Origin of the sequence: Catenuloplanes niger (assembly GCF_031458255.1) — a bacterium.
Lineage (GTDB): Bacteria > Actinomycetota > Actinomycetes > Mycobacteriales > Micromonosporaceae > Catenuloplanes > Catenuloplanes niger.
In genome coordinates this window covers 3,768,926-3,782,315 of sequence record NZ_JAVDYC010000001.1, presented here as the reverse complement: position 1 = coordinate 3,782,315, position 13,390 = coordinate 3,768,926, and the positions used below count along the sequence as shown (strand labels likewise).

Here is a 13,390-nt window from a genome sequence, read left to right as displayed (position 1 = left end):
AAAGTTCGTCCATGACATCTGTCGCGCACCAGCCGGGGGCCGCTGCCGAGCCGCTCTCCGGGACACAGTGGACCATCGCCGCGGACGGCCACGAGGCCGTCGTCGTCGAGGTGGGCGGCGGCCTGCGGTCCTACCGGGTGAACGGCGTGGACTACGTGGCGGGCTACGCCGACGACGAGCTCGCGGCCGGCTGCGCGGGCCAGATCCTCGCGCCCTGGCCGAACCGGATCCGCGACGGGCAGTACACCTTCCAGGGCACCCAGCACCAGCTCTTCCTCACCGAGCCGGCCAGTCACAACGCGCTGCACGGCCTGGTCAACTACTCCCGCTGGCACGCGGTGGAGCAGTCCGCCGACGCGGTGACGCTGGAGTACCTGATGCCGGCGCAGCCCGGTTACCCGTGGCCGCTGCGGCTGCGCACCGTCTGGCAGGTGAGCGCGGCCGGGCTGACCGCGACGCACGAGGTGACGAACCTGGCCGCGCAGCCGGTCCCGTTCGGCTTCAGCGTGCACCCGTACCTGCGGATTCCCGGTGTGCCGGTGGACGAGCTGACGCTGACCCTGCCCGCGCGGAACCGGCTGCTGGTCGACGCGCGGCTGCTGCCGATCGGCGCGGCCAAGGTGGCCGGCACCGAGTTCGACTACACGGAGGGTCGCCGGATCGGCTCCGCGGTGCTGGACACCGCGTTCGGTGACGTGGAGCACGCGGCGGACGGCACGTCCACGGTCGTGCTGGCCGGCGGCGGCGCCGAGGTGCGGATCTGGGGCGACGACTCGTTCGGGTGGTGGCAGGTGTTCACCTCGGACACGCTGAGCGGTGACCGGTACCGGAGCGCGGTCGCGGTCGAGCCGATGACCTGCCCGCCGGACGCGTTCCGGTCCGGCCGCGGCCTGATCGTGATCGACCCGGGTGACGCGTGGCGTGGCACCTGGGGCATCACGCCGGTCCCGGCCTGAGGCGGCCGGACATGGAGTTCGCCGAGGTGGTGCGCAGGCGCCGGATGGTCCGCAACTACGACCCGGACCGGCCGGTGCCGCCCGAGGTGGTGGACCGGCTGCTGGAGCACGCGGTGCGTGCCCCCTCGGCGGGGTTCTCCCAGGGCTGGGGCTTCCTGGTGCTGGAGGACGCGGCCGATCGCGCGCGGTTCTGGTCGGCCACCAGCCCGAAGGACCCGGAGCAGGGCATGAGCACCTGGCTGACCGGGATGAGCCGGGCACCGCTGATCGTGGTGCCGCACTCGAACCGGTCCGCCTACCTGGACCGGTACGCGGAACCGGACAAGGGCTGGACCGACCGGGACGCCGCGCGCTGGCCGGTGCCGTACTGGGACGTCGACGCCGGCATGGCCGCGCTGATGATGCTGCTGACCGCGGTGGACGAGGGGCTCGGCGCGTGCTTCTTCGGCATCCCGCCGGAGCGCACCGCGACGTACCGGGAAGAGTTCGGCGTGCCTGGGGAGTTCGTCCCCGTGGGCGCGCTGACGATCGGATACCGTGCACCAGATCGTCGCTCGCCGTCGCTGAAACGGGGCCGCCGACCGCAGACCGAAGTCATTCATCGTGGTCGCTGGTCCGGGTGAGCACGCGACGAACGGGGACGAATCAACCGCCGGCCGGGGTCGCTAGGCTGACTACGGCCGCGCACGGAACGGCGACATGGGAGGGGAGCGTGCCGTCGTGATCTTCAAGGGGGTTCGGGACGGTCGGCCCTACCCGGAGCACGGGCTCACGCTGAAGCAGTGGGCGGAGATCCCGCCGAGACCCATTCAGCTGAATCAGCTGATCACTACCAAGCGTGAGCTGGCGCTGGACAAGCTGCTGGCGGAGGACTCGACGTTCTACGGCGACCTGTTCCCGCACGTCGTGCAGTGGAACGGCGGCATGTACCTGGAGGACGGCCTGCACCGGGCGCTGCGTGCGGCGCTCCAGCAGCGCAACCAGATCCACGCCCGGGTGTTCCTGTTCAGCGAACTGCCGGAGGGCTGAGCCGGAGTCCGTCACCCCACGGTGACGGACTCCCGCAGCGTCGCCATCTGCCGTTCGAACGACCGGGTGGACAGCCACAGCTTGTAGATCAGGCCGGCCTCGAAGATCAGCAGCAGCGCGCCGGTGACCAGCGTGACGATCGCGACCTGGTTCGTCAGCGGGCCCACGATGAAGACGAACATCTGGAACTCGATGCCGCTGACCAGGTGCGGCCGGATCCGGTAACGGCGCAGCGCGTTCCGCAGCCCGATGAACCGGCCGTGCCGGGCCCGGAAGTCACCGTTGATGTCCGCGACCTCGCCGGGCACCGCGCCGGCCGGGACCGCGTCCATCGTCTCCTCGACCCAGCGCAGCTCGCCGTCCTGCGCCAGGCCGGCCGCGCGCCGCGCCGCCGCCATCTTCTCCCGCATGTCCGCGCGCACCTTGGTCATCTGTGCGCCGTTGAGGTAGCGGAACATGTTGACGAACAGCACCAGCCCGCCGAGGGCCAGCCAGCGGTCGTCGCCGGTCGCCGCCCACTGCCCGCCGAACAGGCCCGCCGTGCAGGTCAGATCCTTGATCCGGTCGCCGATGAAGTCGAGCCAGGCGCCGAACGCGGAGCCGTTGCCGCGCAGCCGGGCGACCTTGCCGTCCATGCAGTCGAGCACGAAGCTCAGGTGGAACAGCAGCGCGCCGATCGCCAGCGCACCCCAGGTGGCCTGCCAGAACGCGGCCGCGGCGGCGAGGCCGAGGAGGAACGCGGCGAACGTGATCCGGTTCGGCGTGACCCAGCGGTAGCGCGCCACCCGTCGCACGACCGGCGTCGCGACCGGGTCGACCAGGAGCACCGTCCACCAGGCGTCGCGGTCCTTGAGCGTGGCGCGGACCTGCCCGGTCGTGAAGCTGTACAAGATCGTGATCCTTCGGGACGGTTAACACCAGAAGACACAAAACCGACCATAAGGGTACGCTTCGCGCTCGATTCGCGACTGTCGTACCCCACCCGTACCGTTTGGGGTAGGTGGCAACAGCACCCAGAGAGCAAAGGGCGGGTGAGCCGCGATGGGCGGCAACAAGGGAATTGACCAGCCGACCACGGAGATGCCGGCGCCGGGTGTCGCCGAGACCCCCGAGCCGGAGCCCGCGCGCAGCCGGCGCGGCCTGTTCTGGCTGGTGGCGATCCTGCTCGTGGCGCTGCTGGCCGGCCTGGTCGTGGTGCGCACCACGACCGGCCTGCTGGACCGCCTGACCAACCCGTTCGCGGAGCAGCAGACCGATCGCAGCCAGCCCCCGCTGCTGGAGTCGATCAAGGACCTGAGTCGGTACGTCGCGGCCGAGGGCAACTTCCAGGTGGTGGTGGACACCCAGCGCAACCGGGAGAACGTGCCCGACTTCCTGCTCAACGAGCGCACGCTGTTCGTCGCGGCCGGCTCGGTGGAGTCCTACGTCGACTTCAGCACGATCTCCGAGGACGCGATCGTGGTCTCGGAGGACGGTAGGAGCGCCACCATCACGCTGCCCGCGCCGCAGCTCGGCGAGGCCAACCTGGACCAGGAGAAGAGCTACGTCTTCTCCGAGGAGAAGGGGCTGCTCAACCGGATCGGTGACATGTTCGGCCAGGATCCGAACAAGCAGCAGGCGATCTACGTGCTGTCCGAGGAGCGCATCGAGGCGGCCGCGCGGGAGAGCGAGCTGCCGCAGCGCGCCCAGGAGAACACCACGAAGATGCTGCAGGGCCTGCTCAAGTCGCTGGGCTACGAGCAGGTGACGGTCACCTACACCGCGCCCTGAGCCGGCAGCCGCAACACCTGAGCACGGCGAAGGCCGCCGGGAATCCCGGCGGCCTTCCGGTGCGGGTGGAACGTCAGTAGGCGGTGGAGTACCGCTCCTCGTTCGGCAGCAGGATCCACAGGACGATGTAGAGCAGCACCTGCGGACCGGGCAGCAGGCAGGACAACACGAAGAGAAGCCGGACCATGCCGGCACCGAGCCCGAAACGACGGCCCAGGCCGGAGCAGACGCCGGCGATCCAACGGTTGTCGCGCGGCCGGGAGAGGCGGCGAGGCGACGAGGCCATGGTGCTTCAACTCCTCAGTTCGTGGCACTGTGTGGGGTGCCGATGACTCAACGGTAGGAAGTGAGTGCCAACTCCGCCCTCCGTCTTGAAGGGGATCTTCTCTGTGATTCCCGTAGGGAGTCGCCACTAAGCGGCCGATTCCGGGTTTATCGGAGCGTGACGCTCGCAGTGCTGCTGGCCGGTTCCCCGGTCGGAACCGACCGGCGCGACCGGTGGAGAGATCAACTACGCCGGGCCGGTGCCACCGCGGTCGCGGAGCCGGACACGCCGCACGACCTGGCCCGGCTGCTGCGCGACGGCACCGGCCCGGTGCTGCTGGTCGCGGCCGACCTGGTCACCCACGACGCGGTGCTCCGGCACCTGATCACCGAACCGGGGGCCCGCAGCGTGGCGCTGACCGGCCCGCGGCGTCCGGGGCAGGACGGGCTCCGGCTCCGGACCACGCGCGGCCTGATCACCGGCGTGACCGAGGCGGACGACGGCATCACCTTCCTCGGCGCGCTCCGAGTGGCCGGCCCCGACCGGCCCCACGCGGCCTCGGCCGCGGAGCGCGCGGCGTCGGGCCGGGAGCCTGCGACACCGGCCGCGCAACACGCGATGTCGGTCGCGGGGCACGCGCCCCCGGTCGCTGGGCACGCCGCCCCGGTCGCGGCGCGCCCGATGCCGGACGGCGGGCCTGCGGTGCCGGGAACGGATCCGGACGCGGTACTGGCCGGGCTGCTGGCGAGCGGGGTGCGGCCCGTCGCGTACCCGCTGCGGCTCCTGGTGGCTCGGCGCTGCCGGAACGGCGCCGCGGCGGCCGCGGCGGAGGCGGAGATCGCCGGGATCGACGAGGAACGGGCGCGGCTGCGTCTCGCGGTCAAGGAGCGCGACGACTTCTTCACCACGGTCTTCGTGAGCTCGTGGTCGCCGGTGGTCACCCGGGCGTGTGCCCGGCTCGGCATGACGCCGTCGTTCGTGACCGGGCTCTCCGTGGTCTGCGCGGTCGCGGCCGCGCTCGGCTTCGCGCAGGCCGGCCGGCCCGCCATGATCGCCGGTGCGGTGCTGCTCCACCTGGGCTTCGTGCTGGACTGCGTGGACGGCCAGCTGGCCCGGTTCACCCGGCGGTTCACGCCACTCGGCGGCTGGCTGGACACGATGGCGGACCGCGCCAAGGAGTACGCCGTCTACGCCGGGCTCGCGGCCGGCGCGGCGCGGCTCGGGCACGGCGAGGCCTGGTGGCTCGCGGTCGCGGCGATGGCGCTGCAGACCGTGCGGCACGCCACCGACTCCTGGTACGGCACGCTGCACGACGTCGCCGCGGCCCGTCCGGGCCCGGGCGGACCCGGCGGCGCGCTCGGGCGGCTCTCCGACCGGGTGATCGCGGACGGCCGTTCCCCGGTCTACTGGCTGAAACGCATCGTGGTGCTGCCGATCGGTGAGCGGTGGGCGCTGATCGGCCTGCTGGCCGCGTGCGCGGACGGCCGCACCGCGTTGCTGGCGCTGCTGGCCTGGGGCGGCGCCGCGATGGGCTACACGGTGGCGCTGCGCGGGCTGCGCTCACACGCGATGCGGGTGAGCGTGCTCGACACCGTGGACGCGGTGACGCTGCGCGACGACGGGTGGTGTGCGCGCCGGCTGCCGGCGGTCACCGGCTCGCTGGACTGGCTCGTCCCGGCCGGGCTGCGGCTGATCGAGTTCGCGGTCGTGACCGGTGTCGCCGTGTTCCGCGGTGTGCCGCCGTGGCTGACGTTCGTGCTGCTCTTCGCGCTGTCGATGCATCACTACGACCTGATCGCGCGGAGCGGTGCGGGGTACCGGCGACGCTGGGAGCCGGGCTGGGACGGCCGGTCGATCGCGGTCGTGGCCGGTGGCGCCGTGGCGTTCCCGGTGATCGCGGTCTACACGCTGTGCATGCTGGCGGCCCGGGTGGTGACCGCCCGTCCGCGCGCGGCCGGTCCGGGCGCGCCGGAGAGGACGGCCCGCTGATGCTCAGCGTCGTCGTGCCGGTCTACAACGTGGCGCCCTACCTCGCGGAGTGCCTGGCGTCGATCGCGGCGCAGACCTACCACGATCTCGACGTCGTGCTGGTCGACGACGGTTCCACGGACGACAGCGCCCGGATCGCGGCCGAGTTCGTTCGGCGCGACGCGCGGTTCCGGCTGGTCGGTCAGGCGAACGCGGGCCTCGGCGCGGCCCGCAACACCGGGGTCCGGGCGGCGCGCGGCGACCTGCTGCAGTTCGTGGACAGCGACGACGTGCTCCCGCCGGACGCGGCCGAGGTGCTGGCCGCCGCGGTCGCGCGCACCGGGTCCGACTTCGCCACCGGCAACACGCTGCGGCTGGACTCGCGTGGGCTGCGGCCGTCGCGGATGCACGCGCGGATCTTCACGCACACCCGGCTGCGCACGCACGTCACCCGCGACCCGGAGCTGCTCGGCGACCGTACCGCCTGGAACAAGGTCTTCCGCCGGGAGTTCTGGGACCGGCACCGGTTCGCGTTCCCCGAGGGGGTGCTCTACGAGGACACGCCGGTGATGGTGCCGGCGCACGTGCTGGCGCGGTCGGTGGACGTGGTGCACGTGCCGGTCTATCACTGGCGGCGGCGGGAGGGCGGCGACCGGTCGATCACCCAGCGCCGGGAGGAGACGCGGAACTTCGTGGACCGGTTCACCGGCGTCGACGGCGTCAGCCGCTTCCTCGGCGAGGGCGGCTGGACGGACCTGCGCCACTGGTACGACGCCTCCGTGGTCCGCTCCGACCTGGCCTTCTACCTGCGGGTGCTGCCCGAGGCCCCGGACGACTACGTCCAGCTGTTCCTGGACCGGTGCAACGAGTTCCTGGACCGGGTGCCGCAGCGGGTGCTGGACGGGCTGCCGGTCGCGACCCGGCTGCAGTGGCACCTGGTGCGACAGCGGCGCGTGCCGGAGCTGCTGGAGGTGATCCGGGCCAGCCGGGACGGCGGGGTGCCGGTGGTCCGGCGCGGGTTGTGGCGCTATCGGGAGCTGCCCTATCTGGACGCCGGGCTGCCCTATCTGCCGCGCCGGCTGTACCGGGTCGGGCCATCCCGTCTGCACCGCGCGTTCATCGCGATCAATCGCAAGATCAAGTTTCGAGATTCGTACCGATAAATTGCCCATTAAAGGGTCAAAGCGCCTGGAGGGCGATTTCTGTAACGGGATGGTTACTGCCCGAACATGGCACGTTTACCCGATAGGGTAATTGCGATGACGGCCGTCACAGTGGACAGAGATTTTGGGGGCCGGTCGACGAAGGTGCGGGGAGGTGGCGGTGACTACCGTCGCGCTCAAGGACGTCACAAAGGTGTTCCCCGATGGAACCGTGGCGGTGGACAGGGTCAACCTCGACGTGGAGGACGGTGAATTCCTGGTCTTGCTGGGCCCGTCCGGCTGCGGCAAGTCCACGGTGCTGCGAATGGTCGCGGGCCTGGAGGATCCGAGCAGCGGAGTCGTGCTGCTCGACGGCGAGGTGGCCAACGAGATTCCGCCACGCGATCGGCGCATAGCAATGGTCTTCCAGGATTTCGCGCTCTACCCGCACATGACGGTGAACGAGAACATCTCGTTCCCGCTCCGGCTCTCCGGCGTCGAGCCGGCACCGCGCGCGGAGCGGGTGGCGGACGTGGCCGGCGCGCTCGGCATCGGCGAGCTGCTCGGCCGGCGACCGGGCCAGCTCTCCGGCGGGCAGCGGCAGCGGGTGGCGATGGGCCGCGCGATCGTGCGCCGCCCCGGCCTGTTCCTGATGGACGAGCCGCTGTCGAACCTCGACAGCGGGCTCCGGGCCGAGCTGCGCGCGGAGATCTCCGGCCTGGTCCGCGAGCTCGGCGTCAGCTGCATGTACGTCACGCACGACCAGGCCGAGGCGCTGACCATGGCGGACCGCGTGGCGATCATGCGCAAGGGCGTGCTGCAGGACGTCGGCACGCCCACCGAGGTCTACGGCCGCCCGGCCACGCTCTACGTGGCCGCGTTCCTGGGCAGCCCGCGGATGAACCTGATCGAGGCCTCGGTCTACGTGCACCTGGATCGGTACGTCGCGCTCAACCTCGGCGAGCAGGCGCTCTACCTGCCGTGGGACGACATCCGGGCGCGGGTGATCTCGCACTACCACGGCGAGCGCATCGTGATCGGCATGCGCGCGGAGGCGCTCACCCCGGTGGCACCGGACGCGCCCGGCGACGTGCTGCAGGGCCGGATCCGATACCTGGAGCACCACGGGCACGAGTCGCTGGCCTTCGTCGACGTGGGCGCCACCGCGGTGCTCGTCGACGAGCTGGGCGGCGCCGCGGTCGAGGCGGAGGAGGAGCCGGTCTCGCCGTTCCACCGGCTGGGGCAGGCGGTGCAGCGGTTCGCCGGGCGGTTCAACGACCGGTCCGAGGGCGAGCCGGCGGCCGGGGCCGGCCGGACCAGCGTGCTCAGCGACCCGGGGCGGCACCACCGGCGCCCGGCCGAGCTGGCGGTCCGCCTGGCGCCCTACCCGGCGATCCGGGCCGGCAGCGCGCTGGCGATCGGCGTGCGGATGGACGCGCTGCACTTCTTCGACGAGCGCGGCGACCGGATCGACGTCGGGTGGCGATAAAGATCAACATACTGGGTCGAATGGCCGGGGCCGACGGACCCTTTGTGCGATCTCTTGTGCCGTCCGGGCGACCCGAAAGGTTCAACGTTTTCCCACGGAAGCGGGCTGACCGGCGATAACCTCAGAATCGGCGCACCATACGAGGCGCCGCGCCCGGGGTTTGACACCGCCGAAATCCGGTTAACTTTCCGTTTCACGGTTAAATTGAGCGGGTGCTTGGTCTTCCACCTCACGTGACTACCTGCCTGTTCGATCTGGACGGTGTCCTCACCCAGACCGCGCTTGTTCACAACGCGGCCTGGAAGGAGACCTTCGACGCGTACCTGAGCAGGCGCGCCGCAGCGGAGGGCACGCCCTTCGTCCCGTTCGACTCCGGCTCCGACTATCTGAAGTACGTGGACGGCCGTCAGCGGGCCGACGGCGTACGTACCTTCCTGGCATCCCGGGGCATCCTGCTCCCCGAGGGCACACCGGACGACGATGTTGACGCCGAGACCGTCAACGGCATCGGCAACCGGAAGAACGTGCTGGTGCTGCAGTACATCGCCGAGGGCAAGGTGCAGGTGTACCCGGGCTCGGTCACCTACCTGCACGCGGTGCGCGACGCGGGCATGCGGACCGCCGTCGTCTCCGCGAGCGCCAACTGCCAGGACGTGCTGCGCGCGGCCGGCATCGAGGATCTACTGGAGGAACGGGTCGACGGTGTGGTCGCCCGGGCCGAGGGACTGCCCGGCAAGCCCGCGCCGGACACGTTCCTGGCCGCCGCGAAGAGGCTCGGTGTCGACCCGGCCAACGCGGCGGTGTTCGAGGACGCGCTGGCGGGCGTCGAGGCCGGCAGGGCCGGCGGCTTCGGGTTTGTGGTCGGAGTGGACCGGGTGGGGCACGCGGACGCGCTGCGCGCACACGGCGCCGACATCGTCGTATCGGATCTCGCCGAACTCCTGGACGGCGGCGAGCCCCGATAAGGGACGGCAACCCGCCGGTGGTTCACCGACGGGCTCAGATCAACACTGAAAGGGATCGCTGTGATCCGAGAGCGGGCTTATCCGGTCGAGCCCTGGCATGTCCGCGAGACGCGGCTCGACCTGGACGTCCTGGCACAGTCGGAGTCGGTGTTCGCGCTCTCCAACGGGCACATCGGCCTCCGGGCCAACCTGGACGAGGGCGAGCCGCACGGTTTGCCGGGCACGTATCTGAACTCCTTCTACGAGCTGCGGCCGCTGCCCTACGCGGAGGCCGGTTACGGCTTCCCGGAGTCGGGGCAGACCATCGTGAACGTGACGAACGGCAAGCCGATCCGGCTGCTGGTCGACGACGAGCCGTTCGACGTGCGCTACGGCGACCTGGTCTCGCACGAGCGGGTGCTGGACATGCAGTCCGGCACGCTGGAGCGCGAGGTGGAGTGGTGCTCGCCGGCCGGCCGGTCGGTGCGGGTGCGCTCGACCCGTCTGGTGTCGTTCACCCAGCGGGCCATCGCCGCCATCTCCTACGAGGTCGAGCCGGTCAACGGCCCGGCCCGGGTGATCCTGCAGTCCGAGCTGGTGGCGAACGAGCAGTTGCCGCCGACCAAGCGTGACCCCCGCGTCGCGGCACTGCTGGAGTCCCCGCTGGTGAGCGAGGAACACCTCACCCAGGACCTGGGCGGGCTGCTGATCCACAGCACCAAGACCAGCAAGCTCCGGATGGCCGCCGCGATGGAACACGTGGTGGAGACCGAGGGCCGGCACATGGTCAAGACCGAGGGCAACCCGGACTGGCTGCGGACCACGGTCGCGTGCATGCTCGAGCCCGGCCAGAAGCTGCGGATCATCAAGTTCGTCGCGTACGGCTGGTCCTCCCGTCGTTCCGTGCCCGCGCTGCGCGACCAGGTCGGCGCCGCGCTCGCCAGCGCCCGGCTGACCGGCTGGGACGGGCTGGTCAAGGCGCAGCGGGAGTACATGGACGCGTTCTGGGACCACTCGGACGTGCGGGTCGAGGGCGACCCGGAGGTGCAGCAGGCGGTTCGCTTCGCGCTCTTCCACGTCCTCCAGGCCGGCGCCCGTGCGGAGATGCGGCCGATCGCGTCGAAGGGGCTCACCGGTCCCGGGTACGACGGTCACACGTTCTGGGACTCCGAGACGTTCGTGCTGCCGGTGCTGACCTACACCCAGCCGGACGCGGCCAAGGACGTGCTGCGCTGGCGGCACGCCACGCTCGACCTGGCCAAGGAACGGGCCGAGACGCTCGGCCTGCACGGTGCGGCGTTCCCGTGGCGGACCATCCGCGGGCACGAGTGCTCCGCGTACTGGCCGGCCGGCACCGCGGCGTTCCACATCGCGGCGGACATCGCGGACGCGGCCCGCCGCTACGTGGTGGCCACCGGCGACGAGGACTTCGAGCGTGACTACGGCTTCGACCTGCTGATCGAGACGGCCCGGCTGTGGCGCTCGCTCGGCCACCACGACCGGCACGGCCGCTTCCACATCGACGGCGTGACCGGCCCGGACGAGTACACCGCCGTGGTCGACGACAACATCTACACGAACCTGATGGCGCAGCTGAACCTCTACGCCGCGGCGGACGTGGCGCTGAAGTACCCGGACAAGGCGCGCGCGGCCGGGGTCGACGACGAGGAGATCGCCGGCTGGCGGGACGCGGGCGCGGCCGTGCACCTGCCGTACGACCACGAGCTCGGCGTGCACCAGCAGTCCGAGGGCTTCACCCGCCTGCAGGAATGGGACTTCGAGGGCACGCCGCAGGAGAACTACCCGCTGCTGCTCAACTACCCGTACTTCGACCTGTACCGCAAGCAGGTCGTGAAGCAGGCCGACCTGGTGCTCGCGATGCTGTGGCGCGGCGACGCGTTCAGCGACGAGGAGAAGCAGCGCAACTTCGCCTACTACGAGGCCCGTACGGTCCGTGACTCGTCGCTGTCCGCCTGCACCCAGGCGGTGCTGGCGGCGGAGACCGGCCACCTGGAGCTCGCCCACGACTACCTGGGCGAGGCCGCGCTGATGGACCTGCACGACCTGCACAACAACGCGCGCGAGGGCCTGCACGTGGCGTCGCTGGGCGGCTCGTGGATCTCGCTGGTGATGGGTCTCGGCGGCATGCGGGACCACGGCGGGCAGCTCACGTTCAACCCGCGCCTGCCCGAGCGGATCACCCGGATGGAGTTCGCGCTGCTCTGGCGCGGGCTGCGGCTGCGGGTGGACGTGCGCAGCGACGAGGTGACCTACTCGCTGCGGAACGGCACCGGTGAGAAGAGCATCACACTCATGCACCACGGTGAGCTGGTGACGGTGTCGGCGGACAAGCCGGTGACGATGGGAATCCCGGAGCGCACGGACGTGGGACCGGAGCCGCACCAGCCCGCGGGCCGCGCACCGGCCCGTCGTGCGAGCTCTCTGTAATTGACCGTTAGACAATTCGTATAACAAAGGCCGCTCCGATTGCCGGGGCGGCCTTTGTGCGTACCGTGTCGATGTTTCTCTATGTTTTCCGGTCATTGAGCGGGTACTTTACGTGACTATAGGGAATTCTTAAGTTTTAGGATCTTGAGCGGTCGTCCTTGGCACGACTGGGTAGTCTTGCCGCCGGTCGTCATTGGCGGGCGCGCACGGTGCCCGTGGCGACCACCGCCAAATCGCTCAGCGAGTCGGGGAACCACGTTTGTGGGGTGAATCCGCGTCAGCGGTAGGGGTGTCGTTCCCATCCCGAACCCGTCAGCTAACCCGGCCGGCGGTCCGAGAGAGGAACATGATGCGCCTACGGCGAATAGCGGCGCTTTCGGTGCTGCTGGCGACTGTGGCCACGGCCGCGCTCGCAACGCCCGCCTACGCGATCGACGAGGGCGGTACGGAACAGCTCAGGGAACAGCTCGACGCGGCCAGCAAGGGTTTCGTCGAGGCGAAGAACAAGCTCGCTGCCTCGGAGAAGCGCCAGAAGGAGCTGACCGAGGAGCTCAAGAAGATCGAGGCCGACCTCAAGACGCGCGAGGCGACGGTGGGCGAGCTCGCCGGCCGGACCTACCGCAACGGCCGCCTCGCCCCCATGGTGGCGATCCTGAACGCCTCCGAGGGCCAGGGCTTCATGGACCGGGCCACGCTGCTCGAGACCATGGCGATCAACCAGGAGAAGCAGGTCCGCGACCTGGTCGTGGCCAAGGACGAGGCCTCGCGTGCGAAGACTGCCATCGACAACGAGATCGGTGAGCAGAAGAAGCAGGTCGAGACCATGGACAAGCGGAAGAAGCAGGCGGAGAACGCGCTGAAGGCCGCGGGCGGTGGCGCCGCGGCGAACGTCGAGTCCGGCAGCGGCTCCGCGGCGGTCGCGGTCGCGGTCGAGCGGGCCGTCGACGGGTCCTTCCCGTCGGAGAGCTGCACCGCGGACGACCCGACGACCGGCGGCTGCATCACGCCCCGCACGCTGCACGCCTACAAGCAGACCAAGTCGGCGGGCTTCAACCACTTCGTGTCCTGTTACCGCAGCGCCGAGGACGGTGGCGAGCATCCGCGCGGCCGGGCCTGCGACTGGTCCGCCCAGGCGAGCGGCTTCGGCGGCGTCGCGTTCGGCGCGGACAAGGTCTACGGCGACAACCTGGCCAACTTCTACATCAAGAACGCGGACCGGCTCGGCGTGCTCTACGTGATCTGGTACAGCCGGATCTGGCTGCCGTCGAGCGGCTGGCAATCGTACGCGGGCGGTGGCACACCCTCCGGTGACCATACGAACCACGTGCATTTGTCGATCATCTGACGTCAAGGAGCCCGCGGCCGTCGCCGCGGGCTCC

The 13,390-nt window shown here is 70.6% G+C and carries 12 protein-coding genes and 1 riboswitch; of the genes, 10 read left to right on the top strand and 2 right to left on the bottom strand.

The annotated features are described in order from the left end of the window. Positions 1 to 11: 11 nt before the first annotated feature. The 3 genes from J2S44_RS16465 (at position 12) to J2S44_RS16455 (ending at position 1,985) form a co-directional block, all read left to right on the top strand. Positions 12 to 956, top strand: a complete 945-nt coding sequence (locus J2S44_RS16465) for an aldose 1-epimerase family protein (protein ID WP_310414357.1) — start codon at positions 12 to 14, stop codon at positions 954 to 956. A gap of 11 nt (positions 957 to 967) precedes the next feature. Beyond that, positions 968 to 1,579 carry a nitroreductase family protein gene (locus J2S44_RS16460; protein ID WP_310414354.1) on the top strand — a complete coding sequence of 204 codons (612 nt, stop codon included), beginning with the start codon at positions 968 to 970 and terminating at the stop codon, positions 1,577 to 1,579. A 97-nt stretch (positions 1,580 to 1,676) separates the two neighbouring features. Continuing rightward, positions 1,677 to 1,985, top strand: a complete 309-nt coding sequence (locus J2S44_RS16455) for a type II toxin-antitoxin system VapB family antitoxin (RefSeq protein ID WP_307248861.1) — start codon at positions 1,677 to 1,679, stop codon at positions 1,983 to 1,985. Between the two features lie 11 nt (positions 1,986 to 1,996). Here J2S44_RS16455 and J2S44_RS16450 read toward each other — a convergent pair whose 3' ends face one another. Next, positions 1,997 to 2,875 (bottom strand): CDP-alcohol phosphatidyltransferase family protein, encoded by an 879-nt coding sequence (locus J2S44_RS16450; RefSeq protein WP_310414352.1) that lies wholly within the window; start codon positions 2,873 to 2,875, stop codon positions 1,997 to 1,999. A 151-nt stretch (positions 2,876 to 3,026) separates the two neighbouring features. Here J2S44_RS16450 and J2S44_RS16445 point away from each other — a divergent pair, with 151 nt between their 5' ends. Then, positions 3,027 to 3,755 (top strand): DUF4230 domain-containing protein, encoded by a 729-nt coding sequence (locus tag J2S44_RS16445; RefSeq protein ID WP_310414350.1) that lies wholly within the window; start codon positions 3,027 to 3,029, stop codon positions 3,753 to 3,755. A gap of 73 nt (positions 3,756 to 3,828) precedes the next feature. Here J2S44_RS16445 and J2S44_RS16440 read toward each other — a convergent pair whose 3' ends face one another. Beyond that, complete coding sequence (locus J2S44_RS16440) at positions 3,829 to 4,041, bottom strand: PspC domain-containing protein (RefSeq protein WP_310414347.1); 213 nt, start codon at positions 4,039 to 4,041, stop codon at positions 3,829 to 3,831. Positions 4,042 to 4,197: 156 nt separating this feature from the next. Between J2S44_RS16440 and J2S44_RS16435 the strand changes: the two genes are divergently transcribed. The 6 genes from J2S44_RS16435 to J2S44_RS16410 all read left to right on the top strand — a co-directional run bounded on the left by J2S44_RS16435 (position 4,198) and on the right by J2S44_RS16410 (position 13,356). After that, the gene (locus J2S44_RS16435; RefSeq protein ID WP_310414345.1) at positions 4,198 to 6,009 is read left to right on the top strand and encodes a CDP-alcohol phosphatidyltransferase family protein; all 1,812 of its coding nucleotides are present in this window, start codon (positions 4,198 to 4,200) and stop codon (positions 6,007 to 6,009) included. Then, complete coding sequence (locus J2S44_RS16430; RefSeq protein ID WP_310414342.1) at positions 6,009 to 7,151, top strand: glycosyltransferase family 2 protein; 1,143 nt, start codon at positions 6,009 to 6,011, stop codon at positions 7,149 to 7,151. Before J2S44_RS16435 ends, J2S44_RS16430 begins: the two co-directional genes overlap by 1 nt. 160 nt (positions 7,152 to 7,311) lie before the next feature. Then, positions 7,312 to 8,619, top strand: a complete 1,308-nt coding sequence (locus J2S44_RS16425; RefSeq protein ID WP_310429707.1) for an ABC transporter ATP-binding protein — start codon at positions 7,312 to 7,314, stop codon at positions 8,617 to 8,619. A gap of 212 nt (positions 8,620 to 8,831) precedes the next feature. Continuing rightward, on the top strand, positions 8,832 to 9,584 hold the full coding sequence (locus tag J2S44_RS16420; protein ID WP_310414339.1) for an HAD family hydrolase: 753 nt from the start codon (positions 8,832 to 8,834) through the stop codon (positions 9,582 to 9,584). 60 nt (positions 9,585 to 9,644) lie between these two features. After that, positions 9,645 to 12,011: a glycoside hydrolase family 65 protein gene (locus J2S44_RS16415; RefSeq protein WP_310414336.1), complete on the top strand. Its 2,367-nt coding sequence runs from the start codon at positions 9,645 to 9,647 to the stop codon at positions 12,009 to 12,011. A 216-nt stretch (positions 12,012 to 12,227) separates the two neighbouring features. Then, positions 12,228 to 12,358, top strand: a riboswitch (cyclic di-AMP (ydaO/yuaA leader). 32 nt (positions 12,359 to 12,390) lie between these two features. Beyond that, positions 12,391 to 13,356 (top strand): coiled-coil domain-containing protein, encoded by a 966-nt coding sequence (locus J2S44_RS16410; RefSeq protein ID WP_310414333.1) that lies wholly within the window; start codon positions 12,391 to 12,393, stop codon positions 13,354 to 13,356. The last annotated feature ends 34 nt before the right edge of the window (positions 13,357 to 13,390 follow it).